At 42.2% G+C, this 20,138-nt stretch carries 21 protein-coding genes; 15 read left to right on the top strand and 6 right to left on the bottom strand.

The genetic code is table 11. The annotated features are described in order from the left end of the window. The 3 genes from rsxC to rsxA all read right to left on the bottom strand — a co-directional run. On the bottom strand, positions 1-1,831 hold a 1,831-nt coding region (rsxC, locus tag ABZA00_RS09060), incomplete at its 3' end, for an electron transport complex subunit RsxC (protein ID WP_372881836.1). A gap of 1 nt (position 1,832) precedes the next feature. Continuing rightward, on the bottom strand, positions 1,833-2,390 hold the full coding sequence (rsxB, locus tag ABZA00_RS09065) for an electron transport complex subunit RsxB (protein ID WP_372881837.1): 558 nt from the start codon (positions 2,388-2,390) through the stop codon (positions 1,833-1,835). 15 nt (positions 2,391-2,405) lie between these two features. Continuing rightward, complete coding sequence (gene rsxA, locus ABZA00_RS09070) at positions 2,406-2,984, bottom strand: electron transport complex subunit RsxA (protein WP_372881838.1); 579 nt, start codon at positions 2,982-2,984, stop codon at positions 2,406-2,408. A 315-nt stretch (positions 2,985-3,299) separates the two neighbouring features. On the opposite strand from rsxA, the gene nrdD reads away from it, so the two are divergent. The 4 genes from nrdD to clpA all read left to right on the top strand — a co-directional run bounded on the left by nrdD (position 3,300) and on the right by clpA (position 8,989). Beyond that, positions 3,300-5,417 (top strand): anaerobic ribonucleoside-triphosphate reductase, encoded by a 2,118-nt coding sequence (nrdD, locus tag ABZA00_RS09075; RefSeq protein ID WP_372881839.1) that lies wholly within the window; start codon positions 3,300-3,302, stop codon positions 5,415-5,417. Between the two features lie 64 nt (positions 5,418-5,481). Then, positions 5,482-5,958 (top strand): anaerobic ribonucleoside-triphosphate reductase-activating protein, encoded by a 477-nt coding sequence (gene nrdG, locus ABZA00_RS09080; RefSeq protein ID WP_372881840.1) that lies wholly within the window; start codon positions 5,482-5,484, stop codon positions 5,956-5,958. 363 nt (positions 5,959-6,321) lie between these two features. Beyond that, a complete protein-coding gene (clpS, locus tag ABZA00_RS09085) occupies positions 6,322-6,648 on the top strand; it encodes an ATP-dependent Clp protease adapter ClpS (protein ID WP_372881841.1) in 327 nt (108 codons plus the stop codon). A gap of 76 nt (positions 6,649-6,724) precedes the next feature. Further along, a complete protein-coding gene (gene clpA / locus ABZA00_RS09090) occupies positions 6,725-8,989 on the top strand; it encodes an ATP-dependent Clp protease ATP-binding subunit ClpA (RefSeq protein ID WP_372881842.1) in 2,265 nt (754 codons plus the stop codon). A gap of 78 nt (positions 8,990-9,067) precedes the next feature. On the opposite strand, the gene infA is transcribed toward clpA, so the two are convergent. Both infA and ABZA00_RS09100 read right to left on the bottom strand, forming a co-directional pair. After that, positions 9,068-9,286 carry a translation initiation factor IF-1 gene (gene infA, locus ABZA00_RS09095; RefSeq protein ID WP_372881843.1) on the bottom strand — a complete coding sequence of 73 codons (219 nt, stop codon included), beginning with the start codon at positions 9,284-9,286 and terminating at the stop codon, positions 9,068-9,070. 142 nt (positions 9,287-9,428) lie between these two features. Then, entirely contained in the window at positions 9,429-10,148 is a 720-nt protein-coding gene (locus tag ABZA00_RS09100) for an arginyltransferase (RefSeq protein ID WP_372881844.1), read from the bottom strand. A gap of 166 nt (positions 10,149-10,314) precedes the next feature. Here ABZA00_RS09100 and ABZA00_RS09105 point away from each other — a divergent pair, with 166 nt between their 5' ends. The 9 genes from ABZA00_RS09105 (at position 10,315) to nqrM (ending at position 18,015) form a co-directional block, all read left to right on the top strand. Continuing rightward, positions 10,315-10,626, top strand: coding sequence for a BolA family protein (locus ABZA00_RS09105; RefSeq protein ID WP_372881845.1), 312 nt, complete (start codon positions 10,315-10,317; stop codon positions 10,624-10,626). Between the two features lie 291 nt (positions 10,627-10,917). Then, positions 10,918-12,258 carry a Na(+)-translocating NADH-quinone reductase subunit A gene (locus ABZA00_RS09110; protein WP_372881846.1) on the top strand — a complete coding sequence of 447 codons (1,341 nt, stop codon included), beginning with the start codon at positions 10,918-10,920 and terminating at the stop codon, positions 12,256-12,258. 2 nt (positions 12,259-12,260) lie between these two features. Beyond that, complete coding sequence (locus tag ABZA00_RS09115; RefSeq protein WP_372881847.1) at positions 12,261-13,469, top strand: NADH:ubiquinone reductase (Na(+)-transporting) subunit B; 1,209 nt, start codon at positions 12,261-12,263, stop codon at positions 13,467-13,469. Next, positions 13,462-14,241 (top strand): Na(+)-translocating NADH-quinone reductase subunit C, encoded by a 780-nt coding sequence (locus ABZA00_RS09120; RefSeq protein WP_372881848.1) that lies wholly within the window; start codon positions 13,462-13,464, stop codon positions 14,239-14,241. Before ABZA00_RS09115 ends, ABZA00_RS09120 begins: the two co-directional genes overlap by 8 nt. Further along, complete coding sequence (locus tag ABZA00_RS09125) at positions 14,234-14,866, top strand: NADH:ubiquinone reductase (Na(+)-transporting) subunit D (protein WP_372881849.1); 633 nt, start codon at positions 14,234-14,236, stop codon at positions 14,864-14,866. The genes ABZA00_RS09120 and ABZA00_RS09125 overlap by 8 nt, the downstream gene beginning before the upstream one ends. Positions 14,867-14,871: 5 nt before the next feature. Beyond that, entirely contained in the window at positions 14,872-15,480 is a 609-nt protein-coding gene (nqrE, locus tag ABZA00_RS09130) for an NADH:ubiquinone reductase (Na(+)-transporting) subunit E (protein WP_372881850.1), read from the top strand. A gap of 50 nt (positions 15,481-15,530) precedes the next feature. Continuing rightward, entirely contained in the window at positions 15,531-16,754 is a 1,224-nt protein-coding gene (nqrF, locus tag ABZA00_RS09135) for an NADH:ubiquinone reductase (Na(+)-transporting) subunit F (RefSeq protein ID WP_372881851.1), read from the top strand. 5 nt (positions 16,755-16,759) lie between these two features. Next, complete coding sequence (locus tag ABZA00_RS09140) at positions 16,760-17,794, top strand: FAD:protein FMN transferase (protein WP_372881852.1); 1,035 nt, start codon at positions 16,760-16,762, stop codon at positions 17,792-17,794. Next, the gene (nqrM, locus tag ABZA00_RS09145) at positions 17,791-18,015 is read left to right on the top strand and encodes a (Na+)-NQR maturation NqrM (protein ID WP_372881853.1); all 225 of its coding nucleotides are present in this window, start codon (positions 17,791-17,793) and stop codon (positions 18,013-18,015) included. The genes ABZA00_RS09140 and nqrM overlap by 4 nt, the downstream gene beginning before the upstream one ends. 206 nt (positions 18,016-18,221) lie before the next feature. Here nqrM and ABZA00_RS09150 read toward each other — a convergent pair whose 3' ends face one another. Continuing rightward, positions 18,222-18,683 (bottom strand): YaiI/YqxD family protein, encoded by a 462-nt coding sequence (locus ABZA00_RS09150; protein WP_372881854.1) that lies wholly within the window; start codon positions 18,681-18,683, stop codon positions 18,222-18,224. A gap of 314 nt (positions 18,684-18,997) precedes the next feature. Between ABZA00_RS09150 and ABZA00_RS09155 the strand changes: the two genes are divergently transcribed. After that, positions 18,998-19,204, top strand: coding sequence for a cold-shock protein (locus tag ABZA00_RS09155; RefSeq protein WP_372881855.1), 207 nt, complete (start codon positions 18,998-19,000; stop codon positions 19,202-19,204). 195 nt (positions 19,205-19,399) lie between these two features. Continuing rightward, complete coding sequence (gene dcd / locus ABZA00_RS09160) at positions 19,400-19,984, top strand: dCTP deaminase (protein ID WP_372881856.1); 585 nt, start codon at positions 19,400-19,402, stop codon at positions 19,982-19,984. Positions 19,985-20,138 lie beyond the last annotated feature (154 nt).

Here is a 20,138-nt window from a genome sequence, read left to right on the forward strand (position 1 = left end):
CCTCTTTTTTACTGTCAGTTTTTGACTCTTGTTGTTCGCTTTGCTGATCTGCTTGCGCCGCTGCTTGTTTTTTAGCTTTTGCACGGGCAATGGCCGCAGCGACGGCCTCTTTTTTACTGTCAGTTTTTGACTCTTCTTGAACACTTTGTGCAGCTGCTTGTTTTTTAGCTTTAGCGCGGGCAATCGCCTCTGCGACGGCCTCTTTTCTGCTATCTTTTATTGCGGGTTTTGCATCACTTTCCTGAGTTGTCTGTGTAGCTGTTTGTTGTTTCGCTTTAGCGCGAGCCAATGCTGCTGAAATGAGGTCTTCTCCGCCATTTTTCTCTTTCATCTGCTGCTTGCGCTTCTCTGCCGCTTCTAAATGTTTTGCCTGGCGCTCTAATTTTGCTTGTGCCAGGCGAGCTTCTCTATTTTCATGGCGAATACGCGCTTTTTCTGCTTTTTTTGCTTCCTCTTCTGCACTTCTGATTTCGGCCTTTGCGATGCGGTAATATTCAACTAATGGAATATTGCTCGGGCAAACGAAGGCACAGGCACCACATTCGATGCATGCAGAAAGGTTATATTCCTCTAATTTGTCATGTTCCTGACTCTTGGCATACCACAACAGCTGTTGCGGTAATAAAACTGCCGGGCAGACTGCTGCGCACTCTCCACAACGTATACATGGCATTTCTACCGGTGGCTCGGGTATTTCCTTCTCGGTGGGTACGAGAATACAGTTACAGGTTTTGCTTACCGGAATATCAGTATGGCTAATAGTAAACCCCATCATAGGACCGCCAATGAGCAGTTTATGCTGGTGTTTTTCCTGTAATTGATAGCGCTCCAGCAGATACTGGATTGGCGTGCCAATTCTAACACGGGCATTACCTTTCTTTTTAAATGCGTCACCCGTTAATGTTACAATTCGAGAGATCAGTGGCTTACCATCAATAATTGCCTCTTTGATGGCAAACACAGTCCCAACATTTTGCATGACAATGCCCAGATCCGTAGGGTGTTTGCCCAGAGGAACCTGCTCACCGGTAATTATCTCAATTAACTGCTTTTCACTGCCAGAGGGATAACAGGTAGGAATACTTCTTACAATTAAGCCTGCCTGTTGTGTTTCCGGTAGCTGTTTAACGGCCGTCAAGATAGCTTCGATTGCCTGCGGTTTGTTATCTTCAACGGCAATCACTGTTAATGCTGGTTTAAGAATATGCTGTAATACTTTGACACCGCTAATGACTTCATTAGCCTGCTCCTGCAGGAGACGATCATCTGCGGTAATATAGGGCTCACATTCAACGGCATTGATGATCAGGAGTTTGACATCATGGGCATTGCTTAACTTCAAATGGCTTGGAAAGCCTGCGCCCCCGAGTCCAACAATGCCTGCCTGCTGAATTAATTCTATTAGCGGGACTGCGGATTGGGTCAGGTAATCCTGTGGTTTTTGATACTCCACACTTCTGTCCAATCCATCGGTTTTTATAACGATTGATGATACCGGCAGACCAGAGGGGTGAAGATCTGTACGTTTTTCTATCGCAGTGACAACACCTGAGCTGCTGGCATGCTGTACGACCATCGCGCCGTAAACTTTGGTCAGTGCCTGCCCTTTTAATACCGGATCTCCCACTTTCACCAATAGCTCCGGAACGTAACCTTTATATTCAATGGCAATAACTAAATATGGAGGAATACCCGTATCTGTAATGGCGCTCTGATTGCTTTGCGCCTTGTTTTCTTGGGGGTGAATTCCACCATGAAAAGACCATAGCTTTCCAGATGAAACTTGTGCGAGTTGATCATCACTGAGAAGGTTTATTAATTTTGTCGGCATGTTACGGCTCAGTTGTTGTTTTTGTTGGTATACGGTTTAATTCCCATTGCCAGTTTTGCGGGGTTAAGGCAATTGGAATCATATCAATACAATCGGTCGGGCAGGGGGCAACGCAAAGCTCGCAGCCGGTACATTCATCACTGATCACTGTATGCATTTGTCTGGTTGCACCTAAAATAGCATCAACGGGACAAGCCTGAATGCATTTTGTACAGCCGATACATTCATCTTCGCGGATAAAAGCGACTAATTTTGGCTTTTCTTCGCCTTCTAAACTTTTCGGTTCAACGCCCATGCGCTCAGCGAGCTGCTGCATTACCGCTTCACCTCCCGGAGTACATTTATTAATATCTTCACCGTTTGCCACTGCCTGCGCATAGGGTTTGCAGCCCGGATAACCACATTGACCACATTGAGTCTGCGGTAGCATTGCATCCAGCTCCTCAACGATCGGCTCAGCTTTTACTTTAAAGCGTATTGCTGAGTAACCTAATATTGCGCCAAATATGGCAGCTAAAATACCAAAGGTAACAACAGCGATTGTTATACTGATTATCATATTTAAATTATTCCGCTACTTGATAAGACCGGTGAAGCCCATAAAGGCAAGTGACATTAACCCTGCGGTGATCATCGCGATTGAAGCTCCTTTGAAAGGTAGAGGAGTGTCAGAGGCTGCCAGGCGTTCACGCATGGATGAAAATACTACCAGTACTAATGAAAAACCGATCCCGGCACCAAAGCCATAGATAACAGATTCAACAAAATCATGCTGCTCATTAATATTAAGTAGTGCCAGACCTAAAATGGCGCAGTTGGTGGTTATCAGAGGTAAAAAAATGCCTAATAAGCGGTATAATACGGGACTTGTTTTGTGCATCACCATTTCGGTAAATTGTACGACAACAGCAATCACAAGAATAAAGCTCAGAGTCTGTAAGTAGATTAAATCCAGGGGTAATAAAATATACTTGTTAACAATGTATGAAGCGGCAGCTGTTAAGGTTAAAACAAAGGTGGTTGCAAAGGACATGCCTACAGCTGTTTCTATTTTATTGGAAACACCCATAAACGGGCACAAGCCTAAAAATTTAACCAGTACGAAGTTATTGACCAGTACCGTACCAATAAACAGTAAAAAATAATCGCTCATAAAAATTTAATTCCACTACAGTTGTAGGTGTATTCAGCGGGTTGTAAAGAGCCTGTTATGATAACAAGAAAATGGTAAATAATCAGTGTAAAAATAACATGATAAGAAAGTTTTTAGGTTTCTTGTTACAACCTTTAATAAAACCTAAGATAATTCATTATTTTACTGTTTTTTGCCGAGTATTTCATATTTTAAGATACTAAATAATCACCCTGCTTTAAAATTGACTTACATCAACATCCCCATATGTAGTGTTATGTATATTGCGCCTGCACTATATATTGTGTCTTTTTTGTTTTTCTTTGGAGCTCTTTTATGAAACCTGTTGTTATCAAACGTGATGGTAGCCAAGCCCCCTTTAACGCTTTACGAATTGCAGAAGCAATACTAAAAGCTTCTGGCGCAGCGCGTTGCAAAGGTGTGGATGCCTTTGCTATTGCGAAAGAGGTCGAGAGTCGGCTTGATGGTTTGCTGGAAGTGGATATTCATCATATTCAAGACGCAGTAGAAGAGTGTTTAATGAAAAGCGGACATACTGAGCTGGCACGTGTTTATATCGAATACCGTCATGATCGAGATCTGGCCCGTGAACGCAAGAGTCACTTAAACAGTGAAATTTATGGTCTGATTGAGCAGAGTAATGCTTCATTATTGAATGAAAATGCCAATAAAGACAGTAAAGTGATTCCGACACAGCGCGATTTGTTAGCCGGTATTGTCGCGAAGCACTATGCCAAATCTTATATATTACCCCGTGACGTCGTACGTGCACATGATAAGGGGGAGCTCCATTATCATGATTTAGACTACGCACCATTCTTCCCGATGTTCAACTGCATGTTAATCGATATTAAAGGCATGTTTACCCGCGGGTTTAAGATGGGTAATGCGGAAATTGAAGAGCCTAAATCAATCTCCACCGCGACTGCAGTTACCGCACAAATTATTGCACAGGTTGCCAGTCATATTTATGGCGGTACAACGATTAACGGTATTGATACGATACTTGCACCTTATGTTGCCAAGAGTTTTCAAAAGCATTTACAAACAGCGCAGGAGTGGGGGATCAGCGATCCGCAGGCTTATGCGCAGCAACAAACTGAAAAAGAATGCTACAACGCCTTTCAATCTCTGGAGTATGAAGTTAATACCCTGCATACCGCCAATGGCCAGACACCTTTTGTAACCTTTGGTTTTGGTCTTGGAACAAGTTGGGAGGCGCGTTTAATTCAGCAGTCAATTCTTAAAAATCGTATCGCGGGTTTAGGTAAAAATTGCAAAACAGCAATTTTCCCTAAATTGGTATTTGCGGTAAAAGATGGCGTGAACCATAAAGCTGCTGATCTGAATTATGATATCAAACAACTGGCGCTGCAATGCGCGAGCAAACGCATGTATCCGGATATTCTCAACTACGACAAAGTTGTTGAAGTCACTGGTTCATTTAAAACCCCGATGGGTTGTCGCAGTTTCCTTGGGACGCACGAAGAAAATAATGAATTGGTTCATGATGGCCGTAACAACCTTGGCGTGGTTAGTCTTAACTTACCGCGTATCGCTTTGGAGTCAGATGGTGATGAAAATAAATTTTATCAATTATTAGATTTGCGACTGGCCATAGCTAAAAAGGCCCTGGATACGCGCATTGAACGTTTATCTGAAGTGAAAGCAAGTGTTGCCCCTATTCTGTATATGGAAGGGGCCTGTGGTGTGCGCCTGAAAGCTGATGACTGTATTGCAGATATCTTTAAAAATGGTCGTGCATCTATTTCATTGGGTTACATCGGCCTGCATGAAGCAATTAATGCATTATTAGGCTCAGATTCACATCTTTTTGATGATCAAAACAAGCAGCAAAAAGCGGTTGCTGTTATTCGTCACTTAAAGAAAGCGACTGAAGCATGGAGCGCAGAAACGGGTTATGCTTTCAGTTTATATTCAACACCTTCTGAAAACCTATGCGATCGTTTCTGCCGCTTAGACGCTAAACAGTTCGGAGTCATAGAAGGGGTGACGGACAAAGGGTATTACACTAACAGTTTCCATTTGGATGTTGAAAAATCAGTTAATCCATACGATAAACTGGACTTTGAGATGCCTTACCCTGAAATCGCCAGTGGTGGTTTTATTTGCTACGGTGAGTATCCCAATATGCAGCATAATCTCAAAGCGCTCGAAGATGTTTGGGATTACAGTTATTCGCGAGTGCCTTATTACGGCACCAATACGCCTATTGATGAGTGTTATGAATGCGGTTTTCATGGTGAATTTGATTGTACGAGTAAAGGTTTTGTCTGCCCGAGTTGCGGCAACTCAGATTCGGAAAAAGTATCGGTAACACGCCGCGTTTGCGGTTATTTGGGAAGTCCTGACGCAAGACCTTTCAACGAAGGTAAACAGGAAGAAGTTAAGCGCCGCGTTAAACACTTGTAAGTACGGCTAACAGCTGACGGCTGATGACCGACAGCTAACCACTATCAGAAATAAGTTTTATAAAATGAATTACAGTAAGTATTACCCGGTTGATGTTTTAAATGGTGAAGGTACACGCTGTACACTGTTTGTTTCCGGTTGTGTCCATCAGTGTAAGGGGTGTTATAACCAATCCACCTGGTCACCCGATGCGGGAGTATTATTTACCGAGCAGCTGGCAGATCAGATTATTGACGATCTCAATGATACGCGTATTAAAAAGCAAGGGTTAACCTTGTCAGGAGGAGATCCGCTTCACCCTGCCAACCTGGATCAGGTGTTAAAGCTAATTAAACGTGTTGCAGCTGAATGCACAGGTAAAGATATCTGGATGTGGACTGGCTATAAATTGACAGAGCTTAATCGACAACAGCAGGAAGTTGCCACGCTGATTGATGTGTTAATTGATGGTAAATTTGTTCGTGAGCTGGCGGATCCAAACCTGCAGTGGCGTGGTAGTTCTAACCAGGTCATTCACTATTTAAATAAAGAGACAGAGTAATAGTAACTGATTGAAGGTGAGATTAAGCTAATACTTAACCTCATCTTTTATTATCAATAATCTTCTCCCTTAGCTGCTTTCTTCAGCCTTCATGGTTAATGTGCCATTTTGTTTTTTCACATCAATTCTCTCCTTCCCCTGTTTAAAAATTTAAAGTGGGGTGTAAAATATACCTATACTCAGGGGCCAATAAAAAAGTATAAAATTCGGGAATAAAGGAGAAACGAATAAGCTATTGTTTCACACGGTAAACTTTTATTAACAACCTTTATTGCACATTCGCACATGAACCATTAGTCTATGGGGGTAAGCTATTTAGCTTAAAGTTTCTCCTAACTTTATTAAATAAGACTAGACTTAAAGATGAGTGAAAAAAAGAGTCCAAAAACAGGTGATGAAGCAGCTACTATCGAGAGAATTGAAACAAAGCTGATCCCTCCTTCGATGTACAACGTTTTATTGCATAATGATGATTATACGCCGATGGACTTTGTTATAGATGTACTGCAGCGCTTCTTTCAATTAGACAATCAGAAAGCGACTGAAGTGATGCTCAACGTTCACTATAAAGGCGTTGGGATTTGTGGAACTTTTACCGCGGAAATAGCAGAAACAAAAGTGATGCAGGTAATGAATTATGCGAGAAAAAATGAGCACCCACTGCGTTGTTCTATGGAAAAAGAATCATAATTCCAGGAAGATATTCGTTACTTAATATTAATAATGCCATCCCATATTTTTGGTGGTTAACACTCAAGGGGCTTTTATGTTAGATAAAGCGTTAGAAAATAGTTTAGATTTAGCTTTCCGCATTGCCTTTGAAAAATCGCACGAATTTATGACGGTTGAGCATCTATTATTAGCCTTGTTGGAAAATGACGAGATTAAGACCTTATTGACCGCCTGCTCTGTTGATATCGTTTCTCTGCATTTAGAGATTATTTCGTTTTTGGAAACGATTCCTTCCCGACCTGAAGTGCATACTCAGGAAATTGAAATTCAACCGACAATTGCTTTTGAACGTGTCTTACAACGGGCCATCTTCCATGTACAGTCTTCCGGCAGTACGGAAGTTTCAGCGGGCAGTGTGTTAGTTGCTATTTTTAGTGAGCAGGAGTCTCAAGCTGTTTATTTTTTAAAAAAAGCCCACCTTTCCCGCCTGGATGTTGTCAACTACCTCTCTCATGGCATCAGTAAGTCAGCAGAGTCAATTTTGCCTATTTTTCCGGCACAAGAGTCTGAACACAACGAAATCGAGGTTGAACCTTCTGAAAAGATGCCTTACACCATCAATCTCAATGAACAGGTCGAAGCCGGGGCTATTGATCCTCTTATTGGCCGGGACAAAGAAGTCGAGCGCTGTATACAGGTTTTATGCCGCCGCCGCAAAAACAATCCGTTATTAGTCGGGGAAGCGGGCGTCGGTAAAACGGCTATTGCAGAAGGGTTGGCTTACCGCATTGTTAATGAAAATGTACCGGAGGTTATTGCAGACAATATTGTTTTTTCTTTAGATATGGGGGCACTGCTCGCCGGTACAAAATATCGTGGTGAGTTTGAGCAGCGTTTTAAAACGGTCCTGACTCAGCTGGAATCGCAGGAAAATGCCATTTTATTTATCGATGAAATTCATACTATTATCGGAGCCGGTGCAGCAACAGGCGGGCAGTTGGATGCTGCAAACCTGCTGAAGCCTTTATTGAGTGGCGGTAAACTACGCTGTATAGGATCTACCACTTACAAAGAATATGGTCAGGTTTTTGAAAAGGAACATGCCTTATCCCGTCGTTTTCAGAAGATTGATGTATTAGAGCCGACGGTGCAGGAAACCGCACAAATATTACTCGGCTTAAGATCGCGCTACGAGAAACATCACCATATCCGTTATACCAATAAAGCGTTGCAGGCTGCTGCCGAGCTCAGTGCAAAATACATTAATGATCGCCATCTGCCCGATAAAGCGATTGATGTGATTGATGAGGCGGGTGCGCAGATGCGTTTGTTACCCGCGAATAAGCGTAAAAAAACCATTGGTGTACCGGAAATTGAAAGTATTATTGCCAAAATTGCCCGTATTCCTGAAAAGTCCGTATCCAGTTCGGATAAAGAACAGTTAGCTAAATTACCTGAACGTTTGAAAATGACGGTATTTGGTCAGGACAAGGCGATTGATGTATTAACCGATGCGATTCACCTAAACCGGTCAGGGTTATCCGAAGAAACGAAGCCAATTGGATCATTTCTTTTTGCCGGACCTACTGGTGTCGGTAAAACCGAGGTCACCAAACAACTTGCTAAGGCGATGGGCATTGAATTGTTACGTTTTGATATGTCCGAGTATATGGAAAAACACACTGTTTCGCGATTATTAGGGGCACCTCCCGGTTATGTTGGTTATGAGCAGGCAGGGTTATTAACCAATGCTGTTGTCAAGCACCCTTATGCAGTACTGTTGCTGGATGAAATAGAGAAAGCCCACTCGGATATATACAATATATTGTTACAAGTGATGGATCACGGCACTCTGACGGATGCAAATGGGCGTAAAGCTGATTTCAGAAATATTATTATTGTTATGACCACCAATGCGGGGGCTCGCGAAACAGTTAAGCAGAGTATCGGTTTTAAAGAGCAGAAAGATTCACATAAAGCGACAGATGAAATAAATAAACTGTTTTCTCCTGAATTTAGAAATCGTCTGGATAATATTATCTGGTTTAATCAGCTTGAAATGGAGATTATTTATCAGGTGGTTGATAAATTTATTGTTCAGTTGCAGGCACAACTGGATAAAAAGCAGATATCTTTAGAAGTCACTGACAGCGCCAGAAAATGGCTGGCCGATCATGGTTATGACAGAACCATGGGAGCACGGCCAATGGGACGTTTAATTCAGGAGAAATTGAAAAAACCATTAGCCAACGAGATCTTATTTGGTGCGCTGCAGAATGGCGGTAGCGTTACGGTTTCATTAGCTAAAGATGGTCAGGATATTTGTTTTGATTATGCAAAAACCTTAGAGTTAACTTAATCATGTCACCAAAAAATAAAAAACCAGCTTAAGCTGGTTTTTTATTTTTTGTAACACAGAACAGCGTGCTAAAGGCTATTAACGAGCACGGAATACAATACGACCTTTAGATAAATCGTAAGGTGTAAGTTGAACTGTTACTTTATCGCCAGTCAGAATACGGATGTAGTTTTTACGCATTTTACCTGAGATATGTGCTGTTACCACGTGACCATTTTCTAACTCAACGCGAAACATTGTGTTAGGTAATGTGTCAATGATCGTTCCCTGCATTTCAATACTATCTTCTTTTGCCATTGGCGATGGATCCTTTGTATTATATATGTGGTGCTAATTTCAATCGCCGCATAATGCCAGAATTCTAAGCAAGGGTAAAGGTTTGTTGTTTATTTATTAAGCCCGGGTGAACAAATTCAGGCGGTAAAAGTTCAGGAATAGTTCACTTGAAATTAACCCAGCGCCTGTCAATAAAACGTTGATGGGGACGAAATTGCGATTTGTAGTTCATTTTTTGACATTTTTCAATGTAATAACCAAGGTATAACCATTCAATCTGGTGGTTTTTCGCTAATTGTAACTGGCATAAAACAGCAAATTTACCGAGAGAGTGAGCAGAGTAATCAGGATCATAAAAACAATAAAAAGCGCTCCAGGCTTTAATGTTATCTGCCTGCAGCAGGTCAGTGACGCTCACGGCAATGAGCTTCTCCTGATCATATATTTCAATAAAAATAGATTTGTTCCAGGTTGAGTTTATAAAATCTTCATATTGCCTTGTTGAGGCTGGGTACATAGGTCCGTCGGCATGGATATGATTAATATAGCGCTGGTATAAATGGTAATAATCAGGTTTCAGGTGGTCGCTTATCTGCGTAGTAAAACAACGGTTTTTACTTAATAAACGTTTTTGGCTGCGTGAGTTATTGAAATTTGCAGTATTAATCCGCAGAGACTGACATGCCTGACAGTGAGGGCAGTTGGGACGGTAAACCTGCTCGCCACTGCGGCGAAAACCGTTAGCCAACAGGGTAGGATAATAATGTTGCGCATTATCCTGAGGATCAAGCAACATGAGCAATTGCTCTTCCTGATTTTCCAGATAAGCACAGGGGAAAGCTTTTGTGATGCCCATATTTAAAGAAACATTTTTAGTCGACACATATCACCATTATATTTTATACCCAACCCTCTTACTAATTTAATCGGTCTTTGTTATCGTTTCAAACTAATGTTCAATCTGTATATACCCATGTTACTTCAAGATGCAAAGCATTTTGAAGTAACATGGGTATAGTTTGAATACACATCAAATAAAGGCAAATAATATGAACGTGCAGACAATAATTGAAAAGAAAATAGGTAATGCTATAGAGCTGGAGTTTTTACAAGTAGAGAATGAAAGTCATCGTCATTCTGTCCCTGCTAACTCTGAAACGCATTTCAAAGTGACAGTTGTAAGCCGGGAGTTCGAGGGCGTCTCTTTAATTTCTCGTCATCGTCTGATAAATAACCTGTTAAAAGATGAACTGGCAGGTCCGGTGCATGCGCTTGCTTTACACACCATGACACCCGCCCAGTGGCAAGCAAAAAATCAGCTGGCACCAGATTCCCCCAATTGTTCAGGTGGAAGTAAATAACGATTAATAAATGATCTCAGTTTAAGTCCTTAAGTGCGCACTGAAAAGGTGTTTGACTGATGTTAAATAATAATTATTTTTGTAAATTTATTTTACAAAAAATTTGAACTAGGGGGCATAACCTCCTTTTTTGATATGGCAAATGCCCGCCCTATAATGATACTATTAGTGCGAATTTTTTCGTCTTCATGTTAAGTGATTGTTGTTTTCCTAAATAAATCACGAAATATGTAATGTTTTTGTGCCGTAAGGCAATTAACTTTCCTTCCCGTAAACATAGTGCAAGAGAATATGATTACTATAAAAAAAGGACTGGACCTCCCAATTTCCGGAACACCAGAGCAAGTCATTTATGATGGCCCGACCATCACAGAGATTGCAATACTGGGTGAAGAATATGTGGGAATGCGTCCGTCAATGGCAGTCAAAGCCGGCGATACTGTGAAAAAAGGTCAAATTCTTTTTAGTGATAAAAAGAATGTTGGGGTTAAATTTACCTCTCCGGCATCGGGTACCGTTAAAGAAATTAATCGCGGTGCTAAACGTGTTTTACAATCTGTTGTGATAACAGTTGAAGGGCAAGAGAGCATCTCTTTTCCTAAATATGAAAGTACCAAGATTGTGAATATCAAACGAGAGCAGATCGTTGAGAATCTGGTTGACTCTGGTGCATGGACAGCATTGCGAACGCGTCCTTTCAGCAAAATTCCCCAGATAGACAGCAAACCTGCTTCAATTTTTGTAACGGCTATGGATACCAATCCGTTAGCTGCTGATGCCGAATTGATCATTAATGCCAATAAGCAGGCTTTTATTGATGGTTTATCAGTGTTATCAAAATTGACGGATGGTAAGGTTTATGTTTGTAAGGGTGAAACGAGCTTACCTAAATCAGATCTCGCCAATGTAGAAGAGCAGCAGTTTGCTGGTGTTCACCCGGCCGGTCTGGCGGGCACTCATATTCATTTTATCGATCCTGTGTCTGCAACTAAACAGGTCTGGTCGATTAATTATCAGGATGTGATCGCTTTTGGTATGCTGTTTACCAGCGGAGAGCTTTACACCAGCAAAGTGATTTCGCTTGCCGGGCCTGCTGTAAAAAAACCGCGTTTATTACGTACCCATTACGGCGCTTCAATTAAGCAGCTTACGGAAAATGAACTGCTTGATGATGAAGTGCGGGTTATTTCCGGCTCGGTTTTATGCGGCGTAACAGCAACAAGTGCACATGCATACCTCGGGCGTTACCACAATCAAATCTCTGCTTTAGTGGAAGGTTACGAAAAAGAGTTGTTTGGTTGGGGTGTTCCAGGCAGTAATAAACATTCAGTTTCTAATGTTTTTATTTCTGCACTTAATAAAGCCAAGTCTTTTGCTTTTACAACATCAACGGGCGGCAGTAAACGGGCCATGGTACCTATCGGTCAATATGAACGTATTATGCCGCTGGATATTCTGCCGACTATGTTATTACGTGATTTAATTGTTGGTGATAGTGACGGTGCGCAGGCATTAGGTTGTTTAGAGCTGGACGAAGAAGATTTAGCATTATGTACTTATGTTTGCCCTGGTAAGTATGATTATGGTTCAGTCTTGCGTACGAACCTAAGCAAAATTGAGAAGGAAGGCTAAGAATGAATCTTAAGCATATACTTGAAAAAATGGAACCGCATTTCGAGGCAGGAGGCCGCCATGAGAAGTGGTACGCCCTGTACGAAGCGGCAGCCACTTTTTTCTATACCCCCGGTCTGGTTACCAAAGGTATCACCCATGTACGTGATGGTATCGACCTGAAACGTATAATGATATTTGTCTGGTTAGCAACTTTTCCCGCTATGTTTTTCGGCATGCACAATGCCGGTGTTCAGGCAAACGAAGCTATCGCTGGTGGATTTGCCGCATTAGATGATTGGCGTGTTGCTATCTTAAGTATGTTTGGTGTCACAATGGGCTCCGGTGCGGGGCTGTTGGATAACCTATTATTTGGTGCAATGTACTTCCTGCCAATTTATGCCGTCACATTTTTAGTGGGTGGTTTCTGGGAAGTTCTATTTGCAAGTGTACGTAAACATGAAGTAAACGAAGGTTTCTTTGTTTCATCTGTACTGTTTGCCCTGATCCTCCCTGCTACTATTCCGCTTTGGCAAGTTGCTTTAGGTATTACCTTTGGTGTTGTTGTTGCAAAAGAGATCTTTGGTGGTACAGGTCGTAACTTCTTAAACCCCGCATTAGCCGGGCGTGCTTTCCTGTTTTTTGCTTATCCGACAGATATCTCCGGTGATGCAGTTTGGACTGCTGTTGATGGCTTCTCCGGTGCGACAACTTTAAGTCTGGCTGCACAAGGTGGCTTGGATGCGGTTGCACAATCAGGCCTGACCTGGATGGATGCTTTTATTGGTAATATGCAGGGCAGTATCGGTGAAGTCTCTACGCTGGCGATTTTAATCGGTGGTGCATTTATTGTTATTACGGGTATCGCTTCATGGCGTATTATCGGCGGCGTAATGATCGGTATGATTGCCGTTGCAACGTTATTTAATGTTATTGGCAGTGATACTAATCAAATGTTCGCACTCCCCTGGTACTGGCACCTTGTAACCGGTGGTTTTGCTTTCGGGATGATATTTATGGCAACGGACCCCGTTTCTGCATCCTTTACCGATAAAGGTAAATGGGCGTACGGTATTTTGATTGGTTTAATGGTTGTTTTAATACGAGTAGTTAATCCAGCTTTCCCTGAAGGCATGATGCTGGCTATTCTATTCGCCAATTTATTTGCCCCGCTGTTCGACTATTTCGTCGTGCAAGGAAATATCAAACGGAGGTTAGCACGTAATGTCTAATAAACATGAAACGTTCGGCAAGACTATATTGATTGTATTGGCTGTCTGTCTGGTTTGTTCAATCATTGTGGCAGGGGCGGCCGTTGGCCTTCGCTCAACACAATTAGCCAATAAAGAAATAGATAAACAGAGTAATATTCTGGCGGTGGCAGGTTTACAAACGGACAAATCCATTTCAGAAATATTTGCTTCCAATATCGAAACACGTTTGGTTGATTTAGCGAGCGGTGATTTTGTTGCAGGTGTCGATGCTGCTGATTATGATCAGCGTAAAGCGGCAAAAGATCCTGAGCAGAGTATCAAACTCAGTGCTGAAGAAAATATTGCCAAGATTGGCCGCCGGGCTAATTTAGCAACTGTTTATTTGGTTTCAGATGATCAGGGTGAATTACAACGTATTATCCTGCCTGTACACGGTGCCGGTTTATGGTCAACCATGTATGCATTTGTTGCTGTAAAAGCAGACGGTAATACTATTGAAGCTTTAACTTATTACGAGCAGGGTGAAACCCCGGGACTGGGCGGTGAAGTTGAAAACACCCGCTGGCGCGCATTGTGGGAAGGAAAAGAGCTATTTGATGCGCAAGGTATTCCTGCCATTAAAGTTGTGAAAGGACAAGCCGCTGCGGATTCAAAACATGAAGTCGATGGATTGTCAGGTGCAACATTAACCAGTGTTGGTGTTGAGCAAACTTTTACCTTCTGGCTCGGTAAGCAAGGCTTTGGCCCGTTTCTCAATAAAGTTCGTCAGGGAGCGCTAACTCATGGCTAAATCTAATGAAATAAAGGCGGTATTAACCGCGCCAATAGCAAATAATAACCCTATTGCATTGCAGATCCTCGGAGTTTGTTCTGCTTTAGCGGTAACAAGTAAATTAGAAACAGCGGTCGTAATGACGCTGGCGGTGATTTTTGTAACGGCATTTTCGAATTTATTTATTTCCATCATTCGTCATCATATTCCCAACAGTGTGCGTATTATTGTGCAAATGGCCATTATTGCGTCTCTGGTAATTGTTGTTGACCAATTTCTTAAAGCCTACGCATTTGCTATTTCCAAACAGTTATCTGTTTATGTCGGCTTAATCATTACCAACTGTATTGTAATGGGGCGTGCAGAAGCCTTTGCAATGAAAAATAAACCCTTCCCAAGTTTTATGGATGGTATCGGAAATGGTCTGGGTTATGGGGCTATTCTGGTGATTGTCGGCGGTGTTCGTGAGTTGTTTGGTTCCGGTGCTTTATTCGGTATCGAAATCTTGCCACTAACCTCGAATGGCGGTTGGTACCAAAGTAATGGTTTATTGTTACTGCCACCAAGTGCCTTCTTTATTATTGGCGGGATTATCTGGGCGTTGCGGGTTATGAAGCCAGAGCAAGTTGAGCCGAAGGAGTAATTTAAATGGAACATTATCTTAGTATTTTTGTGCGTTCTATTTTCATGGAAAATATGGCATTAGCTTTCTTCCTGGGGATGTGTACATTTCTTGCGGTTTCCAAGAAAGTTAAAACCTCGATGGGGTTAGGGATAGCGGTTATTGTGGTACTGGGTATTTCAGTGCCGGTTAACCAGATCATCTACTTTAATCTGTTAGCGCCGGGTGCATTGTCATGGGCTGGTTTACCTGAAGCAGACCTCAGCTTTTTAGGTTTTATCACCTTTATCGGTGTGATCGCCGCGCTGGTACAAATTCTGGAAATGGTATTGGATAAATACTTTCCCGCTTTGTATCAGGCATTAGGTATTTTCTTACCGCTTATTACTGTTAACTGTGCCATTTTTGGTGGTGTATCATTTATGGTACAGCGTGAATATGACCTGGTCGAATCAGTTGTTTATGGGGTAGGAAGTGGCGTAGGTTGGACTTTGGCAATTGTTGCATTAGCGGGTATCCGTGAAAAAATGAAATACTCAGACGTACCGGAAGGGTTGCGTGGCTTGGGTATTACATTTGTAACGGCCGGATTAATGGCGTTAGGTTTTATGTCTTTCTCAGGTATCCAACTGTAATTGTTTAACATCTCGGGGGGATAGTCCCCCATAAAACAAGGAAAAGGTCGATGGAAATATTTCTCGGCGTAGCCATGTTTACCATTATCGTTTTAGCCTTAGTTGTAATTATTTTAGCGGCTAAAGCAAAACTGGTAAGCACAGGCGAGATTACAATCTCTATTAATGATGAAGCAGATAAAGCTGTTACTACCGAAGCCGGCGGTAAACTGCTTGGCGCACTGGCAAATGCCGGTATCTTTATCTCTTCTGCATGTGGTGGCGGTGGTACATGCGGCCAGTGCCGTGTGAAGGTTAAATCGGGTGGAGGTGATATTCTGCCGACTGAGCTTGACCATATCAATAAGCGTGAAGCGAAAGAGGGCGAGCGTCTTGCTTGTCAGGTAAGTGTCAAAGAAAACATGGACATTGAATTACCTGAAGAGATCTTTGGCGTTAAAAAATGGGAATGTACGGTTATCTCTAATGATAACCAGGCAACCTTTATCAAAGAGCTTAAATTACAAATTCCTGATGGGGAGTCTGTGCCTTTTAAAGCGGGCGGTTATATTCAGATTGAAGCGCCGGCTCACCATGTTAAATACAGCGATTTTGATATTGAAGAACAATATCGCGGTGACTGGGAACATTTTGGTTTCTTTAAATTGGAATCAAAGGTTGATGAGGAAACTATTCGTGCATATTCGATGGCCAACTATCCGGAAGAAGCCGGAATTATCATGCTGAACGTGCGTATCGCGACACCGCCGCCAAGGGATTTATCATTACCTTGCGGTAAAATGTCATCCTATATTTTCAGTTTGAAACCGGGTGACAAAGTCACTATCTCCGGCCCGTTTGGTGAGTTTTTTGCCAAGGAAACGGATAATGAGATGGTCTTTATCGGTGGTGGTGCCGGTATGGCGCCGATGCGCTCGCATATTTTCGATCAGTTCCGCCGTTTGAAAACCAAGCGTAAAGTCAGCTTCTGGTACGGTGCACGTTCGAAACGTGAAATGTTTTATGTGGAAGATTTCGACAGTATTGCAGCTGAAAATGACAATTTCCAGTGGCATGTTGCCTTAAGTGATCCGCAGCCTGAAGATAATTGGGACGGTTATACCGGATTCATCCATAACGTTCTCTATGAAAACTATCTGCGTGACCATGAAGCCCCTGAAGACTGTGAGTACTATATGTGTGGTCCACCGGTGATGAATGCTGCAGTTATTGCAATGCTCAAAGATTTGGGTGTTGAGGACGAAAATATCTTACTTGATGATTTTGGCGGTTAATCTTAGTGGTTAAATCTGTATTACAATGGCTGGCCCTTACCGGGCTGGCCTTTTTTATTTCCGGCTGTGCTGAAAATGCTCCCCGACTTGTTCATCTGCAGGGCAGCACCATGGGCACATATTACCAGGTTAAATATGTGCTGGATGCAACGCAGCAGCAGGACAGCCGTTTTTCTGCGCAAAGTATACAAGCGCAGATCGATCAGCGGCTTGAACTAGTTAACGAGCAGATGTCTACCTACCGGCCTGATTCGGAGCTGTCCCGTTTTAACCAAGCGCAACAATCTTTACAGGTGTCGCAAGCAACAGGAACTGTCATTAAAGCCGCATTGAGGCTATTTGAGCAGAGTAATGGCGCATTTGACGTAACCGTTGGCCCTCTGGTTAATTTGTGGGGATTTGGTCCGGACAAAAAGGCTAATAAAATTCCCTCTGATCAGTTGATTACCCAAAAGCAGCAAATAGTAGGCAGTCAGCATCTGAGTATTGAAGGTAATACCCTTAATAAAGCTGTCCCTGAATTGTATGTGGACCTCTCTGCGATTGCGAAAGGTTACGGGGTTGATGTTATCGCCGGATATTTTCAGGAGATGGGGATCAATAATTACCTTGTCGATATTGGCGGTGAGTTAAGCTTAAAGGGGATGAAAGCAGATAATAAACAATGGACAATAGCCATTGAAAGGCCTGTAGCAGGACAGAGTGTGCAAAGGGTGATACATATTGGTGATAATGCGATAGCCACTTCCGGTGATTATCGTAATTATTTTGAGTCAGAGGGAGTACGCTACTCACATACTATCAACCCAAAAACTGGCAAACCGATCACTCATAAGTTAGTATCTGTTAGCGTGGTACACCCAAGCAGCATGATGGCGGACGGTTATGCGACGGCGATAACGGTGCTTGGTCCTGAAGCTGGAATGGAGTTTGCCGAACAGCATAAATTAGCGGTTTTTTTGTTAGTTAAAGAAGGTGATCATTTCACTGAATATTACACGTCTGAATTCGAACCATTTTTTACCGAGGAAAAACAATGATTTACTTTTTAGCCACTTTTACTGTTTTTTTAATCGTTGTTGCTGCCATGGCAATTGGTTATATTTTTAATAAAAAAACCATCGGCGGAAGTTGCGGTGGCCTGGCCTCAGTCGGTATTGATAAAGAGTGTGATTGCCCTGAACCCTGTGATAACCGTAAAAAGAAAAATGCAGAACAGGCACGGATAGATAAATTAGCGGCAGCGCAGCGAATCATTTAATGTATTTGGAGTTAAATGAGCACACTCATTGTATTGGCTGTAAATAATGATGCGAACTGGGGTTGCTTATTGAACGGCGTTTACGGTGCATAGATACACCCTACCATTAGCTAGCCGTAGGGTGTGTTGCGCGCATCTCCCCAAATTTAAATAAGCAGATTCATTTTCCCACGCAATTTCAGACCATGTACGTATCCGAATTGCTATTACTGGTTTAGCTTTTTTTGTGACTTTTGCAGCCAGCGATCCAGAGCATTAGCAAAATTTTGCTTCTCTTTGTCTCCAAATTTATTTGGTCCTCCGCTAATCTGGCCGATACTTCTCAGCTCTTCTGACAAATTGCGCATTGCCAGACGCTGGCGGATGTTTGCCTGCGTATAAAGCTCTCCTCTCGGATTAAGTGCGCAAATGCCTTTTTCGACTAATTCCGCTGCTAAAGGAATATCCTGAGTGATGACTAAGTCATTTATTGCCGCATGCTTGCAAATATAGTTATCTGCAACATCAAAACCCTGAGATACTTGTACGGTTTTTACCAAATCACGGCGCGCGATAGGTAAAGGGGAGTTGGCAACAAATACCAAAGCTGTTGAGGTACGCTGGCTTGCCCGTAAAACCATCTCTCTGACCGGTACAGGGCAGGCATCGGCATCAATCCATATTGTCATTACTAATCCTTCTTAAAAATACAGGTAATATAACAAAAAAAATAGTTAGTTAATTACACTAAATAACGTCTGATTTAACGTTGCTTTATTATTGATGAATTTCTCATTTTTGTTATGTTTTTGCTAAATAGCTGTTGACTACAAATTGAAGGCGTATATACTGTATGCAGCTTGAAAGTTAGTTTTTATATTTATGTTCGATGTTCCGTATTATGTACCGAATCCTATATTCATAAGTAATAGCAACATTTCTAGCCAACTGCCTGGCAAAGCATCGCAAGGTTAAATTACTCTAATTTAAATAGGATATTATTATGTCTACAACTACTGGTACAGTAAAATGGTTCAACGAGTCTAAAGGTTTTGGTTTCATCGAGCAAGAAAACGGTCCTGACGTATTCGCTCACTTCAGCGCTATCTCAAGCACAGGTTTCAAAACTTTAACTGAAGGCCAAAAAGTACAGTTCACTGTTACTCAAGGTCAAAAAGGTCCTCAAGCAGAAAACATCGTAGCTCTTTAATATTGCTTCGATTGAACTTTAATTAGTTCTTTCTATTTGAACAAAGAAGGTGAGTCATTGACTTGCCTTTTTTTATGCCCGTAAGAAAATTTTGTGTGTTCCGTAGAGTGTGTATAATAGCGCTCACCATAATCAAGCTACCGATTCCTGCAGCTTGAGGCAGCTTAAAGACTTTGTCGCAAAGGAGTAAATTAAATGCGTTTGTGTGATACCCATATTGAAGAATATTTAGACGCAGGGAAAATAGTTATTGAGCCTAGACCTCCGCAATCTTCAATTTCAGGTGTGAGTGTTGATATCCGCCTGGGTAATGAATTCAGAGTGTTTAGCGAGCATACAACGCCTTATATTGATCTTTCCGGTCCCAAAGAAGAGGTCGCTGCGGCACTCGATAAAGTGATGAGTGAATCAATTGTTATTGAAGAAAACGAAGCGTTCTTCCTGCACCCCGGCGAGCTGGCGTTGGCTGTTACCTATGAAAATGTAACCCTGCCGGATAATGTCGTAGGCTGGTTAGATGGTCGATCTTCACTGGCGCGTTTAGGTTTAATGGTGCATGTGACTGCTCATCGTATCGATCCCGGCTGGTCCGGCAAGATTGTATTGGAGTTTTACAACAGCGGTAAACTGCCTCTGGCATTGCGTCCTAAAATGACCATTGGTGCACTGAATTTTGAAGTATTGTCAGCACCGGCGGCCAGACCTTACAACAAACGTGTTGATGCTAAATATAAAGTTCAGCAGGGTGCTGTCGCCAGTCGCATTAATCAAGATACTTAATGATTGAAGCTCATCCAGCTAAAGCAAGGTGATTCTTGTCGTCAACGGTTTAGGCATTGCAACATTAAGTTGCGTTAGTCTTCTAAAACCTCTTACAAGCGTTTAACGTGTCGGCACTACCTGCCGCCACGAATTTTTAAGCGAGTAGTCTTAG

Source organism: Psychromonas sp., from assembly GCF_041586535.1.
In the GTDB taxonomy this organism is placed as follows: domain Bacteria; phylum Pseudomonadota; class Gammaproteobacteria; order Enterobacterales; family Psychromonadaceae; genus Psychromonas.